We start from the raw sequence: 17,918 nt of genomic DNA on the forward strand, positions 1-17,918 counted from the left end.
AGAATTCAGTTGTTTCACATTAAGAACAAATCTGTAATTCTGGTATATTTATCTGTAAAATGTATACTAATCGTTTGTCTGGAACCAGATATATTTGTAGCATAAACAAATAGTATTATTATGAGTGAAAAAAGAAAGGTATCACAGGTAACACGGCGTAGTTTTATTAAATCTTCAGTAGCAGCCGGAGGTTTCTTATTGGCTTCTAATTTGGTTCCGTTGGCTGCTTGTTCGGCCAATAGTGGGCGAGACAAAGAACCTGATAATAATGAAGGTTCGACCAGTGGAGGGGCAGCCGAGGCTTCAACGGTTTATATGTTAACCGAAATTTCTTCCGGGAGTTTGTTACGTATTTATGAGGCGCTTGAGCGTCCTGTGTCAGGTAAGGTTGCAGTAAAACTGAGTACAGGAGAGCCTGGTGGAAATAATTATCTGAAACCGGCACTTATTGGTGATCTGGTACGAAAAGTGAATGGCACTATCATAGAATGCAATACGGCCTATGCCGGTGGCCGTTCTGATACGGAAAATCATTTGAAAGCTGCTGCAGATCATGGCTTTACAGCTGTTGCTCCAGTGGATATTATGGATTCGGAAGGAGAGATCAGTTTGCCGGTCAAGGGAGGGAAGCATCTAAAGGAAGATATTGTTGGTTCACATTATGCGAACTATGATTTCACAGTTGTGCTATCTCATTTCAAAGGGCATGCGATGGGTGGTTTTGGTGGAGCGATAAAGAATATTTCGATAGGCATTGCTTCTTCATCGGGGAAAGCCTGGATTCATTCGGCCGGAAAGACCAGAAATGCAGCCGAGATGTGGGGAAATCTTCCTGAACAGGATGACTTTCTGGAATCTATGGCTGAAGCTGCTAAAGCGGTTGTAGACCATTGTGGAGATAAGATTCTTTATATAAGCGTGATGAACAATCTTTCGGTAGATTGCGATTGCGACTCGCACCCGGCTGATCCCCAAATGGCGGATATAGGTATTCTGGCCTCACTCGATCCGGTAGCTTTGGATAAAGCTTGTGTAGATAGGGTGTACAACTCTCCCGATGAAGGACGTAGCCATTTGATCGAACGCATGGAATCACGTCACGGCATTCATACACTCGAACATGCGGAAGCAATCGGGATCGGTAGTCAGAAGTATAATTTGGTTATGCTGGATACATAAAAACGGTTATCCGAAAGAGATAGCTTGAAATAATTCGGCTCAGAACTGATTTGTATGAAAAAAACATTATATTTGTATATTCAGAAACTAAATAGATATGAGTGATGATGAACTATTCGAACTATCTTTACATTGCTATCCGGGCAGCAATAGATGCCGGTAAAGCTATCATGGATATTTATACAGATCCTGCATCTGATTTTGAGATTGAACGCAAAGCTGATAATTCTCCGCTGACAAAAGCAGACAAAGCAGCTCATAAGTTGATCGTGAATGTTCTTTCCGTAAGTCCGTATCCAGTGTTGAGTGAGGAAGGAAAAGATATTCCTTATGCTGAACGTTCTTCCTGGGAAACATTCTGGCTGGTCGATCCGTTGGATGGGACCAAGGAGTTTATCAAAAAAAATGGTGAGTTTACGGTAAATATCGCTTTGATCCAAAAAGGAGTGCCTATTTTAGGAGTGATCTATGTTCCGGTACGGAAAGAATTGTATTTCTCTACCGATTCTTTAGGGGCTTATAAGCTGGCTGTAGATTGTGACCATCAGCCCTCTATGGATGAGATCATACAAAAGGGAATTCGCTTACCTGTCTCTATGGGGCATCAGGGTATTGTTGTTGTTGCTTCTCGTTCTCATCAGAGTCCGGAAACAACGGATTTCATAGAAAATTTGAGAAAGCAGGGAAAGCCAGTTACGCTAATCAGTAGCGGTAGTAGCTTAAAAATCTGTCTGGTTGCAGAAGGAAGCGCGGATATATATCCTCGTTTTGCACCGACAATGGAATGGGATACAGCAGCCGGACATGCTATTGCTAAAGGGGCGGGATGTGATGTTTTTCATATCGATGGCCGAACGCCGTTGAAATACAATAAGGAAGATTTACACAACCCTTGGTTTATCGTAAAACCCCTTTCTTCCATATCCTGATTATTTTGGTCAATAAGATTAAAATAGCACATTGGCGTACGAATAACGTTAATTTTCTTATTACATTTGCACCTTATCTGAAAAACTAGACAGATTAGGAACGCATGAATTTTGAAATATTATTTGTATTACTAGCCCTGGCCGGTATGGTTGCGGCGTTAATATGGGATAAGATGCGACCGGGAATGATACTGCTTTCTGTAGTAGTATTATTCTTGGTGGCAGGTATATTAAGTCCCAAAGAGATGTTGGAAGGGTTTAGTAATAAAGGTATGATAACCGTAGCCATGCTCTTTTTGGTGAGTGAAGGTATCCGTCAGAGTGGTGCTTTAGGGCAGGTAATCAAGAAACTTCTTCCGGAAGGTAAGACCACAGTGCTGAAAGCACAGGTACGTATGTTGCCTTCTATTGCTTTTATATCCGCTTTCCTGAACAATACACCGGTAGTTGTGATTTTTGCCCCGATTATCAAGCGTTGGGCCGAAACGGTAAAACTTCCTGCTACTAAATTCCTTATTCCCCTTTCTTATGTTACTATATTAGGTGGTATTTGTACATTGATCGGAACTTCGACCAATCTGGTAGTACATGGTATGGTTATAGATGCCGGGTATGAAGGGTTTACAATGTTTGAGCTTGGAAAGGTCGGTATTTTTATCGCCATAGCGGGTATTCTTTACCTGTTTGCCTTTTCAAATAAGCTGCTTCCCGATTCCCGTCAGGATAATTATGTCGATGAAGGGGAAGAAGAAGGACCTGGAAATTTGCATCGTGTGGAGGCTGTATTGGGTTCCCGTTTCCCCGGTATCAATAAGACATTAGGTGAATTTAACTTTGCACGCCATTATGGTGCTATCGTAAAGGAAGTGAAGAGTGGGGGCGAACGATTCACACACGATCTGGATAAAGTGACCCTACACGAAGGGGATACGTTGGTGCTTTGGGCAGACGATTCATTTATCCCGACCTGGGGAGAATCAAGTGTTTTCCTTATGCTTGCCAATGGTAGTGAAAATACGGAACCCGTATCGAAAGGAAAACGTTGGCTGGCACTGGGACTATTGATCTTTATGATCGTAGGCGCAACAGTCGGAGAACTGCCGGTCGTGAAGGAGGCTATCCCAGATATGAGACTGGATATGTTTTTCTTTGTCTGCATCACAACTATTATTATGGCCTGGACAAAGATATTCCCGCCTAAAAAGTATACCAAATATATTTCGTGGGATATTCTGATCACGATTGCTTGTGCTTTTGCGATCAGTAAAGCAATGGAAAACTCCGGTTTTGCAGCGTTGGTGGCCAGCTATATTATCAATATGGCCGATAGTTTCGGACCTTACGCATTACTAGCAATTATATTTATTATTACAAATATATTTACGGAATTGATAACGAACAATGCGGCAGCCGCTTTAAGCTTCCCGATTGCATTATCGGTAGCCACACAATTAGGAGTAAATCCGACTCCGTTCTTTGTTGTGATCTGTATGGCGGCTTCGGCCAGCTTCAGTTCGCCGATCGGTTATCAGACGAACCTGATCGTACAAGGTATCGGTAGCTATAAGTTTACCGACTTTGTAAGGATAGGTCTGCCGCTGAACCTGATCACTTTCCTGATATCTGTATTTGTAATTCCAATGATCTGGAAATTCTAATTAAAGGGGTAATTTATAATGAGTAATACACAAACGAATAACATATATCCGATCTTTGACAGAATGATGGGCAGGGAGGATAAGGAAACTCTTTTGAAACAGCGTAGTGTGATGGTCTGGTTTACGGGACTCAGTGGTTCCGGTAAAAGTACTGTTGCCATTGCGTTGGAGCGTGAGTTACACCAGCGCGGATTATTGTGCCGTATTCTGGACGGTGATAATATCCGTAGCGGTATCAATAACAACCTCGGTTTTTCTGCCGAAGACCGTGTGGAGAATATCCGTCGCATAGCCGAGGTAAGCAAACTATTTATTGATACGGGTGTTATAACAATAGCGGCTTTTATCAGTCCGAACAACGAATTAAGGGAGATGGCTTCATCTATTATCGGAAAAGAAAATTTCCTCGAAATTTATGTGAACACACCGATCGAAGAATGCGAACGGCGTGATGTGAAAGGGCTGTATGCTAAAGCTCGTAAGGGAGAAATAAAAGACTTTACAGGCGTTTCGGCTCCGTTCGAAGCTCCGGAACATCCGGCTTTGTCGCTGGATACGTCCGTGTTGAGCCTGGAAGAGTCGGTAAACAAGTTGTTGGAATTGATTTTACCCAAAGTGAGGGTTTAAGAAGGAAATATAAATAATAACAAATATAATTATGTCAGACTACAAATTAAGCCATTTACAGGAACTGGAAGCAGAATCCATCCATATCATACGGGAGGTTGCTGCTGAATTTGAAAATCCTGTAATGCTTTATTCTATCGGTAAAGACTCATCGGTGATGGTCCGGTTGGCTGAAAAGGCCTTTGCTCCGGGCAAAGTACCGTTTCCATTGATGCATATCGACTCCAAATGGAAGTTTAAGGAAATGGTGCAGTTCCGTGATGAATATGCAAAGAAATTCGGATGGAACCTGATCGTCGAATCCAATATGGAGGCCTTTCACGCTGGTGTCGGGCCTTTTACACATGGTAGCAAGGTGCATACCGACCTGATGAAGACACAGGCTTTATTGCATGCCCTCGATAAATACAAGTTCGATGCCGCTTTCGGCGGAGCCCGTCGCGACGAGGAAAAGAGCCGTGCCAAAGAACGTATCTACTCTTTCCGTGATAAATTCCACCAGTGGGATCCGAAGAACCAGCGTCCGGAATTATGGGATATTTATAATGCCCGTGTTCACAAAGGCGAAAGTATCCGTGTATTTCCTTTGTCAAACTGGACAGAGCTGGATATTTGGCAATATATTCGTCTGGAAAACATTCCTATCGTTCCGTTGTATTATGCAAAAGAACGTCCTATCGTAGAACTGGATGGTAACCTGATTATGGCCGACGACGACCGTCTGCCGGAACAGTATCGCGATCAGATCAAGATGCGCATGGTACGTTTCCGTACGCTAGGCTGTTGGCCCCTGACCGGAGCCGTAGACAGTGAGGCCGATACAATCGAGAAGATCGTGGAAGAAATGATGACAACCACCAAGAGCGAACGCACTACCCGTGTGATCGATTTCGACCAGGATGCCAGCATGGAACAGAAAAAGAGAGAAGGATATTTTTAATTAGAAGAATATGTCAACATTAAATATAAAAGAGTTCCTGGATAAGGACGAACAAAAAGACTTGCTCCGTTTCCTTACTGCCGGTTCGGTAGACGATGGTAAATCGACATTGATCGGACGTCTTTTGTTTGATAGTAAAAAGTTATATGAAGATCAGCTGGATGCTCTTGAACGCGATAGTAAGCGTATGGGGAATGCCGGCGATCATATTGACTATGCATTACTGCTCGACGGTCTGAAAGCGGAACGCGAGCAGGGGATCACGATCGATGTAGCTTACCGCTACTTCAGCACGAACAACCGTAAATTCATCATTGCCGATACTCCGGGACACGAGCAGTATACGCGAAACATGATTACCGGCGGTTCGACTGCTAACTTGGCGATTATCTTGGTGGATGCCCGTACAGGCGTGATTACACAGACCCGCCGCCATACCTATCTGGTATCCCTATTGGGTATCAAGCATGTGGTATTGGCAGTAAACAAGATGGACCTGGTCGATTTCGACAAAGAGGTATTCGATCGGATCGTAGCCGACTATAAGGAGTTTGTTGCTCCGTTGAATATCTCGGATATTACTTACATCCCGCTTTCTGCACTGGATGGAGATAATGTGGTGGATAAGAGTGACCGTACCCCCTGGTACGATGGCCCTTCTTTGCTCGACTTCCTTGAAACGGTTCCCATCGACCAGGATCGTAACTTCGAGGATTTTCGCTATCCGGTACAGTATGTGTTGCGTCCGAACCTGGACTTCCGTGGTTTCTGCGGTAAGGTATCCAGCGGTATCATCCGTAAGGGAGATACAGTGATGGCGTTGCCTTCACGTAAGACATCCAAAGTCAAAAGCATCGTTACCTATGACGGTGAACTGGATTATGCTTTCCCTCCCCAGTGTGTTACCATCACCCTGGAAGACGAGATCGATGTTTCCCGTGGCGAAATGCTGGTGCACCCGGATAATCTGCCGATAGAAGACCGTAACTTCGAGTCCATGTTGGTATGGATGGATGAAGAGCCGATGGATATGTCCAAGCAGTTCTACATCAAGCATACGACGAACCTGACTCGTGCCCGTGTAGACAGTATCCGTTATAAGGTGAATGTCAATACTATGGAACAGTTGTCGGTTGAGAATGGACAGTTGACACAGGAAACGATACCGATGAAACTGAACGAAATTGCTCGTGTTGTCTTTACAACGGGTAAGGAACTGATGTTTGACCCGTATCAGAAGAATAAGCAGACAGGTGCGTTTATCCTGATTGACCCGATCACCAATAACACATCGGCTGTCGGAATGATTATCGACCGTGTGGATGCAAAAGATATGGTAACAGAAGATGCCCTTGCCGTATTGAACCTTCCTGAACTGGGAATAGGCAAAGAACATTACGATGTTGTTCGCACAATATGTAAAGAGTTGGAGCGCCAGGGCGTTCCTGTAAAATGTATAACAGATAAAGAGTAAATTATGGGGTTGATGGAGTTTGATAAATTACCGATCAACACGCTGGTAGGAGCGGATTGGAAGACTTTTAAGGCTGTGACAGCCAACAAAACGATCGACAAAGGTTTTCGCAACAAGTATTATCTGACCAAGTCGGTTTGCCGTCTGCTCAGTTTACTGCAACCTTTAGAAGATATCCGTTACCGTAAGATTGCGGACAAACCGCTGGAAATGGACCCGGTATTCATACTGGGTCACTGGCGTAGCGGAACCACCTTCGTCCACAATGTGTTTTCGTGCGACAAGCATTTCGGATACAACACCACCTATCAGACGGTATTCCCGAACCTGATGCTTTGGGGACAACCTTTCTTTAAGAAGAATATGTCATTCCTGATGCCCGACAAACGTCCGACCGACAATATGGAGTTGAAGGTCGATCTTCCGCAGGAAGAAGAGTTTGCCCTGGCTAACATGATGCCGTATACTTATTATAACTTCTGGTTCTTCCCTAAACATATGTTGGAATATTGCGACCGGTATCTGTTGTTTGACAATACGACCGAACAGGAACTGGAAGTGTTTAAGGAAACCTTCCTGAAACTTGTCAAGATATCGCTTTGGAATACACACGGTTCACAGTTCCTGAGTAAGAACCCGCCGCATACCGGACGCGTAAAAACGTTGCTGGAAATGTTTCCGAATGCCAAGTTTATTTATTTGAAGCGTAATCCTTATACCGTATTTGAAAGTACGCGCAGTTTCTTTACAAATACAATACAGCCGCTTCGTTTGCAAGACATCACTAATGAACAGATTGAAAGTAATCTTATTGAAGTATATCGCCGCTTGTTCTATAAATTTGAAGAACAGAAAGGGTTGATCCCTGAAGGAAACCTGGTGGAAGTGAAGTTTGAAGATTTCGAACAGGATGCTTATGCAATGACTGAAGATATCTATCGTAAACTGAACCTGCCGGGATTCGAATCGTCTAAAGCCGAGATTGAGAAATATCTGGGTAAGAAAAAGGGATATAAAAAGAACCAGTACAAATACGACGACCGTACCGTGCAGATTGTCGAAAAAAACTGGGGCATGGCTCTCAAGGAGTGGGGATACTCTTTATAATATTCTTTCAACTTTTAAGCAAAGCTTATGAATTATATAAAGAATATATTGTTATTTTTGTTTGCAGGCAGCCAGCTGTCTTCCATGACCGGGCAGGAAAAGGTCGTACCTTTTGCTTTCGGCGATATGGATCAATGGGTTGTTCGTGAAATCCAGGAGTCGGGAATCATTGGTGGAAATAAGAAACACCTGTATGAGTTGGGACCGACCGATACAATTGTCGGCAATGTTGCTTATCGTAACCGGGGCGGTTCTCCGTGGGCTAACTCGAACGTAATGGCAAAGGTGGCCGGAGTAGTAAAGACCAATACATCTGTTTTTCCGGAAAGGAGAGGAGATGGATGGTGTGCACGCCTGGAGACACGTATGGAAAGTGTGAAAGTATTAGGTTTGGTCGATATCGAGGTCGTAGCTGCCGGTTCCGTATTCCTGGGAGCGGTACACGAGCCGATCAAAGGAACGAAGAACCCGCAAAGTATGCTGGGTAGCGGCGTTCCTTTCACCAAGAAACCGGAAGCGATCCGTTTCGATTATAAGATCAAGGCGGCGCCGGAGAAAGAACGTATCCGTAGTACAGGATTCAGCCGTAAGTCGAAAGTGGCCGGACAGGACTCGATCGCAGCTATTCTGTTCTTACAGAAACGTTGGGAAGATAAGGAAGGAAATGTATATGCCAAACGGGTAGGAACAATGGTGCAACGTTATGTATCGTCGACAGACGGTTGGGTAAACGACGCTACTTATCCGATCCTTTACGGTAATATAACTTCCCATCCCGATTACAAACCTTATATGTGCATACAGGTTGAAGAACGTTATACGCTGAACAGTCAGGGAAAAAGTGTTCCCATTCAGGAGATCGGCTGGGCAGAAGAAGGAGAGGAACCGACACATATCGTGTTGCAATTCACATCCAGCCATGGCGGTGCCTATATCGGCTCACCGGGTAATACGTTCTGGATTGATAATGTAAAACTGATATATTAATCAGTTGACAGTTGACAAGTGACAATTGACAGTTCTCCAAGCTGTTTTATTTGTCAACTATCAACTGTCAACTGTCAACTTTTTTATATGGAGGCAAAGATTAAAGCACTTCGTGATGAACTGGAACAACATAATTATAATTATTATGTGCTTTCCACACCGACTATATCAGACCGCGAGTTTGATGAGAAGATGAAAGAGTTGCAGGCATTGGAAGAGGCCAATCCTGAATTTGCCGATCCGCATTCGCCGACGCAACGGGTAGGAAGCGACCTTTCGAAAGAATTTGAACAGGTGGTGCATCAATACCCGATGCTATCTTTAGGAAATACCTATTCTGAAGAAGAAATACGTGATTTCTACGAGCGGACGGAACGTGCTTTGAACGAGCCTTTCGAAATCGTTGCCGAACTGAAATACGACGGCACTTCTATCTCGTTGATCTACGAAAGCGGTCGCCTGGTACGTGCCGTTACCCGTGGTGATGGAACCCGTGGCGACGATGTCACGGCAAATGTAAAAACGATCCGTTCCGTCCCTTTGAAGTTGCGTGGCGACAATTATCCGGCTAACTTTGAGATACGTGGGGAGATCCTGCTTCCCTGGGCGGAGTTCGATCGCCTGAATAAGGAAAGAGAGGAACAGGAAGAGCCTCTTTTCGCCAATCCGCGTAATGCCGCATCAGGAACCTTGAAACAACAGAATCCGGCTATTGTGGCTTCCCGTAAACTGGATGCTTACTTCTATTATCTGTTAGGAGAACAACTTCCGGCAGACGGACATTACGAAAACTTACAGATCGCCCGCACCTGGGGATTTAAAATACCGGATGTTATCCGTAAATGTAACAGCCTGCAGGATATTTTCGACTATATCGCTTATTGGGATGCAGAGCGAAAGAACTTACCGGTTGCTACGGATGGTATTGTTTTAAAGGTAAACTCACTCCGTCAGCAGAAAAACTTAGGATTTACAGCCAAGAGTCCGCGTTGGGCTATTGCTTATAAATTTCAGGCCGAGCGTGCCGTTACCCGCTTGAACTCCGTTTCCTTCCAGGTTGGACGTACAGGGGCGGTTACTCCGGTGGCTAACCTGGAACCGGTATTGCTGGCCGGAACAACCGTAAAACGTGCCTCCTTGCATAATGCCGATATTATCGAAGGGCTGGATTTGCATCTGGGGGATAATGTCTATGTAGAAAAAGGAGGGGAGATCATCCCTAAAATAGTTGGCGTGGATGTAGATTCGCGCTCTATGTTACTGGGAGCAAAGGTTACTTTTATCAAGACTTGTCCCGAATGCGGTACACCGCTTTATCGTCCGGAAGGGGAAGCAGCCCACTATTGTCCGAACGAATCGGGTTGCCCTCCGCAGATAAAAGGCCGTATCGAACATTTCGTTACCCGGCGTGCCATGAATATAAATATCGGCCCGGAAACGGTGGAAGACTTGTTCAATGCCGGTCTCATAAAGAATGTGGCCGACCTGTACACCTTGCAGGTTCCCGATCTGCTGCGTCTGGAACGCTGGGCGGAGAAAAGTGCCCGTAACCTGATGGTCAGCCTCGAAGAATCTAAACAGGTTCCTTTCGAACGTGTACTTTTCGGACTGGGAATCCGTTATGTTGGTGAAACCGTAGCCAAGCGTCTGGCATCCGCTTTCCATTCCATGAAACAACTGGAAGAGGCCTCTTTGGAAACGCTTACGGAAGTAGATGAAATAGGGGAGCGTATCGCCCGCAGTGTGGTAGATTATTTCGCCGACGAGGAAAACCGTACATTGGTAGCCCGTCTGGAAGAATATGGTTTGCAAATGACGGTAGCCGAAGAAGTACTGGCAAACCGCTCGGACAAACTGAAAGGATTGTCTATTGTGATCAGCGGAACATTCACTCAGCATTCGCGTGACGAATATAAAGCGATGATCGAACAACATGGCGGAAAGAACAGTGGTTCCGTTTCCGGAAAGACTGATTATATCCTGGCCGGAGAAAACATGGGACCGGCTAAACTGGAAAAAGCTGCCAAACTGGGCGTAAAGATCATCAACGAAAACGAATTCCTAAATATGTTAGCAGAATGAGACTGACGAACCATTTTATCCGAAAGAAAGTAAAAGATCTGGCTGGCGCTCCCAAACGTCAGAGTCATTTCTGTACGCTGAAAGAGGCCCGTCATATCCTTGTCCTGTTCAATGCGGAAGACCGCGATATTGTCGAGCCATGCCTTGAAACATTACGCATGTTGCATAAACAGATCGATGTTTGTGTCTATGTGGCAGGAGATACGGTTCCTGAAATGGATCCGGCATACACTGTCATACGCGGAAAGACCGATCTGGATATGTGGTATATCCCTAAGAATGAAATACAAAAGAAATTTTGTACCCGCAATGCCGATATTCTTATCGATCTCACCCGGGGTGATAACTATGTGATGCAATATCTGCTGTTGCAACACCCCGGGACATTTAAAGTCGGAGCGCGAAGCAGCGAATTAGACTTGTACGATCTCACTATTTCTGTGACAGAAGATGCTGATATTAAGCATATATTCGGACATATCTTATTTTATTTGCAGACAATCCGTTCTAAATGATATAAATTCGTTATTTTTGCAGTGCTAAATAACAAAAAAGGAATATTTTCCCCATGGCAGACATAAATTTAAAAGGAATGGGTGTGGCACTGATCACTCCCTTTAAGGAAGACGAAAGTGTGGATTATGAAGCGTTAAGCAGACTGGTAGACTATCAGGTGCAGAACGGGACCGATTACCTGGTCGTGTTAGGAACTACTGCGGAAACGCCAACTCTCACTGAAGATGAAAAAAAGAAAATAATCAGCCTCGTTGTAACTAAGGTCAATGGCCGTATCCCTATTGTCCTGGGTGTCGGTGGTAATTGTACCCGTTCCATCGTAGAGAAATTAAAGAATGATAATTTCGATGGTATCGACGCGATCCTGTCTGTCGTGCCTTATTATAATAAGCCTTCCCAGGAAGGTATCTATCAGCATTACAAAGCCATTGCAGAAGCTACCAAACTTCCGATCGTATTATATAATGTACCGGGAAGAACAGGTGTGAATATGACTGCAGCCACCACCCTCCGCATTGCCCGCGAATTTAAGAATGTGGTAGCAGTGAAAGAAGCATCCGGCAACATTACCCAGATGGATGACATTATCAAGAATAAACCGGCTAACTTCAATGTTATTTCCGGTGATGACGGCATCACTTTCCCTTTGATCACTTTAGGTGCGATTGGGGTTATCTCTGTTATCGGAAATGCTTTCCCGCGTGAATTCAGCCGTATGGTTCGTCTGGCATTGGCTGGAGATTACGATCATGCCCGCACCATTCACCATCGCTTCACCGAATTATTCGAACTGCTGTTTGTAGACGGTAACCCTGCCGGAGCAAAGAGTATGTTGAATGCAATGGGATTCATTGAAAATAAATTACGTTTGCCGCTGGTTCCGACACGTATCACGACGTTCGAAAAGATCCGTGATGTGTTGCGCGAATTGAGTATTAAATGCTAGTTAGTTGTATACATTGAATATCTCCGCTCTAAGTAAGAGTGAAAGGGATATAATCTTATAAATAAAATAAGCGATGAAGCCAAATATATACTTTGGTAGCATCGCTTTTATTAGTTAATCTAATGCAAAAAGCGCCAAACATCCAGGTCAAGCGCTTTTCGATTTCCTTCGCTCAAATGAGTGATGAACTTTGCTTCAAAGATAATTTATTTGTCTTTTGCTACCAAATAACTTGTGTCTAATTTTGTGTTTTTAAGCTATTTCAATATTTGGAACGTAAATACAGACTTCATTCTATGTTGATGTCAAGAAACTGAAAAACGATATTCAAACTGTACAAAATGAATCCTTTGGTTAATGTGATTATTTAATATTAAATAATTAGATGAGAGGTTTGTTAATGAGAAAATCTCTTGGTAAGTCTGATATTGTTCATAAATAAGCCATGAAAAACATCTTAAGACTGGTGAGTGGCTAGTAAAAACGTTCCTTTTTTCTAGTCATCAAATGTATGAAATATTTTTATTAAACCAAGCTTTAATTTAAAGAATATTGTTCTCAGACTCAATTTGTTCTATGCATCAGTCGATTTTATGGAAAATTCCGGCCTACCTCAGAAAACATGACTAGAAAAAAGGAACGATTAATCTAGTCATTCCTTTTGGAACGAGTATTAATATTAAATCTCTTAAAACTAATATGTTATGGCTGTAATTAAAGCGTTCGCCCACGAGAATTTGTTAACTAAGGATGTAACGAATGATCATTACCTGACTCCCGAAGTTAGAGGTACACTTTACACGGAAGATATTATTAAACGATTGGCCGATAAAGAGATAGCAACTAAAAATGTCAATGGTACTTCTTTTGTCACACTTTTCCTGAATGAATGCATTTTAGCCGTTCTTGAAGGATATAACGTTGTTACCGATCTTTTTCAAGCTTCTCTGAGCATTCAGGGTATTGTTTACGATTATGACCTGGGACATCCTGTTTCGGCTGACCGATTAAATATTTCAATTAATTTAACACAAGGAGTAAAGGCCCGTGAAGGTGTCGGCAGCTTGACTGTTGAAGTTCACAAAGAGGTTAGCTCCGGTAAACCGGTTCTTCAAAGTGTTATGAATCCAACCAAACAGGTTGCCAATACATTGAATCTCGGAAGTATGGTATTGATACAAGGGCTCAACATTGCTTTACGAGGTGATGATCCTTCGGTGGGGATCGTCTTTACCCCGGTTGACGATAGTTCCGGAGACGACCGCCCCGTTATCGAGAGTCTGGCGGCTAATGAAGTAATGATACCTCCTGCCGATGTCTATCCCAATACTCCTTCAAAATTACAATTCACATTGCCTGCCGAAGTTACGGCCGGTAAATGGAAAATCAGTATCTGCACACAGGCCGGCAGTAGTAATAAACATTTGACAAAGGAACCTCGCACTCACGAATATCCGCATATTATTACGGTCGTTTAATGTTCCACCAGGGAACCTTACCACGTTCCGGTGTGGTACCTTATAACGTTCCGGTCGGGAACCTTAGTACGTTCCCGACCGGAACCTGCTTACTGAAACAAATACACACTTTTTCGGAAAGAGGCATTCCTTATCGGTGTCTCTTTCTCTTATCGGGTAAAGTTTTTAACAATCACATAATTATATTCTGATGAAACAGACAAAATTTAATCTAACAGCGGCAACTCTTTGCCTACTGCCTGTATTCTTTATACAGTCGGTATCGGGAGGAACTGGGGCGGGAGCACCATTAGAGGTTGTACAAATATTGTCGACCGGCTCCGAAAACGAAGGTGAGATTACCACACCCACCAATTTTGACTCGCAGGAAGTCGAAGCTTTAAAGGCTATTGCTAAGGCTAATCCGGGTAGTACGATATTACAGGATTTTATTGCCCAAGAAGGGTGGAAAGAGAATCGGGAAAATACAACAGATGATAGAGTGGGAGTTAGTTGGGATACGCAATCTCCAGCGCATATAGAATCACTTTTTATTGTAGGGGGATATGGTGCACCGACAGAGCTGAATTTATCGGCTTTTAAGTATCTGAAAAACCTTGATATCAATTATAATAAGTCATTATCAGAATTGGATCTATCTCAACAAACAGCATTAGAAAGTCTTAATATCACAGGAACCTGTTTGGTTTTTTCTAAAGTAAAGTTAGCGAATGGTGTTCAATTGAATTATTATAATAATCATTCTACTCTAAAAGGAATAGGTACTCCTATAGATGATTATACTTCTTTAGTTGCTAGTGGAACAGAAATAGACCTTTCATCTGAGGCATCTATAAACGGGAAAGCAACTACTTATAATTGGTATAAAGAAATTGTAGATGAAAATAACGAAAAAACGTCAAAGTCTGTAACCATGCAGCAAACTTCAACTGGTAAGTTTATGCTAGAAGGGCAACCAGACGAAATTTATTGCTGTAGTATGACAAATCCTACTTTTAATAATTGGACAGTGACTACAATTCGTATTAAGATATCCAGAGAAAATGTACAATATTCGGAACAAGATATTAATGGCCTGAAAAAATTAGCAGAAGATAATCCCAAATTTACCAAATTGCAGGAATTTGTAGATACGAAAGGTTGGCAATTGGAAAACTGGGGAAGTTATCAGGATGAAATAAAAACAGATTGGAAGGTTGAGAATAATGTTGCGCGTCTTACTCATTTATATATTCAACCAGATTATGGACGGGATCAAAATTATATCGACCAATTAGATATTAGTGCTTTTGATGAGTTATTGCATTTGGAATGTGAAAGAAATAATCGAATTTCGTCTTTAGATTTATCTAAAAATAAGAAATTAGAGGTATTGCGTATTTATACTGAAAAGCTAGAATCATTGGATGTTTCTCCTTGTCCGGATTTGAAGGAACTAACTTTTAGAGATGAAAGATCTAGGGAATTTGGCTATTCACGGAATTTGTTAGCATCACTAAATATTGCCGGTTGTACGAAACTGACAAAATTACAGCTTGTTGGTTCTCCGCTAACAAATCTCGATATATCTAATCAGCCTTTACTTGAAACGCTTTTTATCGAAAACTGTAAAGAACTACAAATTAAAGGTGATATAAGCAGTTTGGAGCATTTGCAGGAATTGGGGTTAAATTATACGACACAGTTCGAGCAATATACAACGAATTTACCGAAATCGGTAATCCGTTTGCGTTATATGGGAACAAATTATCCATTACCTGGAGACGAAGTTCTAGCGCGCTTAGAAGAGTTGGATTTGCCGCTGAATACGAAATCTTTCGATTTGACTAAAACACCGAAGTTGGAGGGGCTTATCTTATGGAATTCGGAAATGAAATTTTCAACATTAACACCTGCTGATAAAGCGTCTAATCTTTTCCGGTTTAGTAGTGAAAGTTATTATATACTACCTGGTTGTTCCAGGGACAATCGGCCTGTATTAAAAAAAGGAGATAAAATCGATCTGTCATCCGAAGCTGTGATCAATGGTAAGAATACTACTTATATGTGGGTTAATCGTAAATATAATATAGAAGATACCGAGACATTTACGGAAGATCCTGAGCATCCGGGTGTTTTTGTGGTTCGTCAAGATGCAGAAGCTGGTGATTATACTTGTATAATGGGTAATCCTTGGTTTACATGGAATTCGACGGTTAATTCCTTTGGCGGTTGGCGAGTTGTATTTGACGTTTCAATAGAAGGCGAACCCGTAAAAGAAAACTTCTCTGAATCGGATGCAGCAACTTTAAAGAAAATCGTTGATGCTTCTTCAAGTGATCTTTTGAAATCGTGGTGGAATGAAGGTGCCTGGAAGACGAATGATTATTATCAACAACAGATCTTTGCAAACTGGAACGATGAGAATCCGCGTCGTTTGGTTGAATTGGTATTCATGAATTTAGGTAAAGGTTTGACAACTGTTGATGTTTCTAATTTAGATGCATTGATATTCTTGAATTGCTCAAATAATGCTCTTTCCAAAATAACATTACCTAAAAACGCTACGAATTTAATGTCTTTATTTCTTTCTGATAATCCGTTGGAAACACTAATACTATCATCTTATGTGAATTTAGAGAATTTAGGTATTCAGGGTACCGGAATAAAGAACATTGACCTTTCCAACAACCGTAAATTAAAAACTTTATATTGCAACAGAACCGATCTGGCACCAATAGAAGATTTATCTGCTTGGCCTGTTCTGCAAGAATTAGGAGTGCCCGCACAGCAAAAGACGATAGATTTGCAGCAGGTGCCAAGTTTGAACCAATTATCTGTAAATGGTTCTCAACTAAAATTCTCGGATATACAAAACCCGCGCCAGTTGGAAAATGTGGAATCGACGGTATCTATCGTTGTAGGTGATATTAAAAATCAAGCAATGACTTACGGATCGACAATGGATTGTAGTGCCGAAATGAATATCGGAGGAACTGCTTCGCAAATAAGCTGGCATCTCACTTCTCCTGCAGGTGCTGAAAGTACATTGGAAGGAGGAACAGACGGAGCATACAAAATTACTGAAGTGTTAGCTCCGGGAAGCAAACTCACAGCTTCATTAACTAACTCTTTGTTCCCCGGTTGGAAGTTGATCATGGAAACCACCATATACTCCTGTGCCGGAGACGCCAATCTGGATAAAACAGTGAATGTGCAGGATATTACCGCTTCCATCAGTGAAATATTGAAGGATACAGAAAATAAAGTAACTCCATTCGGAGATCTTGAAGCCGATGTAAATGGTGATGGCGTATTGAATGTTTCCGATGTAGTCGGTATTGTTGGGATTATTCAGAACAAACCGGTAGTTACAAAAAACACTCTTCGCTCCGAATATGAACCGGTAATCCGGTTAAGCAAAGATGAAAAAGGATTCCTTTATATGGAAGCTCCGGTGGCTATTGCCGGTATTCAGTTGACCTTTACCGGTGTGAAAGGGACAATCCCATTATTAGGAGAAGCCGCCCGTTTTGTTCAGGCATCGGTTGAAGGAGATACCTTGCGGATGTTGGCGTATAGTACCGATGGAACAACACTTCCTTCCGGGAAATCCGTTCTGATGCAGTTGCCGGAAGGTGCCCGTTTGGTAGACGCTGTCTTTTCAGATGTAAATGCCCGTTCATTAAAATCTGAAGGGGAAGATATTGCAACCTCTTCTGAAATCATCAGGCCGGAGGCTACGGTAACATCGATCCGTAATTATCCGAATCCGTTCCGGAGTACGACCACCTTCCTGTATACATTAGAGGAAGATGCACAAGAAGCAACGATTCAGATATTCTCTGCAAATGGAGCGTTGGCAAAGACACTCAGCGGACTGCCTGCCGTTGCCGGGCAAAATTCTTATCCTTGTACGCTCTCGTTGCCGGCAGGTGTTTATTACTACCGTTTGTCGACAAAGAATGCAGGAGTTGTGAAAATCAGTAAGTCGAACCTGTTTATAATAAAGTAAC

Annotated in this window: 13 protein-coding genes; all 13 read left to right on the forward strand. The window is 42.7% G+C overall.

The features are described from left to right. Positions 1 to 120: 120 nt before the first annotated feature. The 13 genes from BQ7394_RS10410 (at position 121) to BQ7394_RS10470 (ending at position 17,917) form a co-directional block, all read left to right on the forward strand. A complete protein-coding gene (locus BQ7394_RS10410) occupies positions 121 to 1,179 on the forward strand; it encodes a DUF362 domain-containing protein (protein WP_075557376.1) in 1,059 nt (352 codons plus the stop codon). Positions 1,180 to 1,283: 104 nt separating this feature from the next. Then, on the forward strand, positions 1,284 to 2,108 hold the full coding sequence (cysQ, locus tag BQ7394_RS10415) for a 3'(2'),5'-bisphosphate nucleotidase CysQ (RefSeq protein WP_075557377.1): 825 nt from the start codon (positions 1,284 to 1,286) through the stop codon (positions 2,106 to 2,108). Positions 2,109 to 2,212: 104 nt separating this feature from the next. Further along, positions 2,213 to 3,766, forward strand: coding sequence for an SLC13 family permease (locus BQ7394_RS10420; protein ID WP_075557378.1), 1,554 nt, complete (start codon positions 2,213 to 2,215; stop codon positions 3,764 to 3,766). Positions 3,767 to 3,784: 18 nt separating this feature from the next. Continuing rightward, a complete protein-coding gene (gene cysC / locus BQ7394_RS10425) occupies positions 3,785 to 4,393 on the forward strand; it encodes an adenylyl-sulfate kinase (RefSeq protein ID WP_075557379.1) in 609 nt (202 codons plus the stop codon). Positions 4,394 to 4,421: 28 nt separating this feature from the next. Next, the gene (gene cysD / locus BQ7394_RS10430) at positions 4,422 to 5,333 is read left to right on the forward strand and encodes a sulfate adenylyltransferase subunit CysD (RefSeq protein ID WP_199715384.1); all 912 of its coding nucleotides are present in this window, start codon (positions 4,422 to 4,424) and stop codon (positions 5,331 to 5,333) included. A 10-nt stretch (positions 5,334 to 5,343) separates the two neighbouring features. Continuing rightward, positions 5,344 to 6,807 carry a sulfate adenylyltransferase subunit CysN gene (cysN, locus tag BQ7394_RS10435; protein WP_075557380.1) on the forward strand — a complete coding sequence of 488 codons (1,464 nt, stop codon included), beginning with the start codon at positions 5,344 to 5,346 and terminating at the stop codon, positions 6,805 to 6,807. A 3-nt stretch (positions 6,808 to 6,810) separates the two neighbouring features. After that, positions 6,811 to 7,914 carry a sulfotransferase family protein gene (locus BQ7394_RS10440; RefSeq protein ID WP_075557381.1) on the forward strand — a complete coding sequence of 368 codons (1,104 nt, stop codon included), beginning with the start codon at positions 6,811 to 6,813 and terminating at the stop codon, positions 7,912 to 7,914. An 84-nt stretch (positions 7,915 to 7,998) separates the two neighbouring features. Next, the gene (locus BQ7394_RS10445; protein WP_235848829.1) at positions 7,999 to 8,901 is read left to right on the forward strand and encodes a PCMD domain-containing protein; all 903 of its coding nucleotides are present in this window, start codon (positions 7,999 to 8,001) and stop codon (positions 8,899 to 8,901) included. Positions 8,902 to 8,988: 87 nt separating this feature from the next. Next, positions 8,989 to 10,983, forward strand: a complete 1,995-nt coding sequence (gene ligA / locus BQ7394_RS10450) for an NAD-dependent DNA ligase LigA (protein WP_075557383.1) — start codon at positions 8,989 to 8,991, stop codon at positions 10,981 to 10,983. Continuing rightward, the gene (locus tag BQ7394_RS10455) at positions 10,980 to 11,498 is read left to right on the forward strand and encodes a DUF6913 domain-containing protein (RefSeq protein ID WP_075557384.1); all 519 of its coding nucleotides are present in this window, start codon (positions 10,980 to 10,982) and stop codon (positions 11,496 to 11,498) included. Before ligA ends, BQ7394_RS10455 begins: the two co-directional genes overlap by 4 nt. Positions 11,499 to 11,551: 53 nt before the next feature. Continuing rightward, the gene (gene dapA, locus BQ7394_RS10460; protein ID WP_075557385.1) at positions 11,552 to 12,445 is read left to right on the forward strand and encodes a 4-hydroxy-tetrahydrodipicolinate synthase; all 894 of its coding nucleotides are present in this window, start codon (positions 11,552 to 11,554) and stop codon (positions 12,443 to 12,445) included. A 704-nt stretch (positions 12,446 to 13,149) separates the two neighbouring features. Next, positions 13,150 to 13,923, forward strand: coding sequence for a DUF4469 domain-containing protein (locus tag BQ7394_RS10465; RefSeq protein WP_075557386.1), 774 nt, complete (start codon positions 13,150 to 13,152; stop codon positions 13,921 to 13,923). A 190-nt stretch (positions 13,924 to 14,113) separates the two neighbouring features. Beyond that, the gene (locus BQ7394_RS10470; RefSeq protein WP_075557387.1) at positions 14,114 to 17,917 is read left to right on the forward strand and encodes a T9SS type A sorting domain-containing protein; all 3,804 of its coding nucleotides are present in this window, start codon (positions 14,114 to 14,116) and stop codon (positions 17,915 to 17,917) included. The last annotated feature ends 1 nt before the right edge of the window (position 17,918 follow it).

This window comes from Parabacteroides timonensis (assembly GCF_900128505.1).
In the GTDB taxonomy this organism is placed as follows: Bacteria; Bacteroidota; Bacteroidia; order Bacteroidales; family Tannerellaceae; genus Parabacteroides; species Parabacteroides timonensis.

Excerpts from the sequence above, each read along its gene's own strand:
- BQ7394_RS10445 (WP_235848829.1), top strand. The coding sequence starts at position 7,999 with ATGACCGGGCAGGAAAAGGTCGTACCTTTTGCTTTCGGCGATATGGAT.
- BQ7394_RS10470 (WP_075557387.1), top strand. The coding sequence starts at position 14,114 with ATGAAACAGACAAAATTTAATCTAACAGCGGCAACTCTTTGCCTACTG.
- cysN (WP_075557380.1), top strand. The coding sequence starts at position 5,344 with ATGTCAACATTAAATATAAAAGAGTTCCTGGATAAGGACGAACAAAAA.
- BQ7394_RS10440 (WP_075557381.1), top strand. The coding sequence starts at position 6,811 with ATGGGGTTGATGGAGTTTGATAAATTACCGATCAACACGCTGGTAGGA.
- BQ7394_RS10465 (WP_075557386.1), top strand. The coding sequence starts at position 13,150 with ATGGCTGTAATTAAAGCGTTCGCCCACGAGAATTTGTTAACTAAGGAT.
- BQ7394_RS10455 (WP_075557384.1), top strand. The coding sequence starts at position 10,980 with ATGAGACTGACGAACCATTTTATCCGAAAGAAAGTAAAAGATCTGGCT.
- BQ7394_RS10420 (WP_075557378.1), top strand. The coding sequence starts at position 2,213 with ATGAATTTTGAAATATTATTTGTATTACTAGCCCTGGCCGGTATGGTT.
- cysQ (WP_075557377.1), top strand. The coding sequence starts at position 1,284 with ATGATGAACTATTCGAACTATCTTTACATTGCTATCCGGGCAGCAATA.
- cysC (WP_075557379.1), top strand. The coding sequence starts at position 3,785 with ATGAGTAATACACAAACGAATAACATATATCCGATCTTTGACAGAATG.
- BQ7394_RS10410 (WP_075557376.1), top strand. The coding sequence starts at position 121 with ATGAGTGAAAAAAGAAAGGTATCACAGGTAACACGGCGTAGTTTTATT.
- dapA (WP_075557385.1), top strand. The coding sequence starts at position 11,552 with ATGGCAGACATAAATTTAAAAGGAATGGGTGTGGCACTGATCACTCCC.
- ligA (WP_075557383.1), top strand. The coding sequence starts at position 8,989 with ATGGAGGCAAAGATTAAAGCACTTCGTGATGAACTGGAACAACATAAT.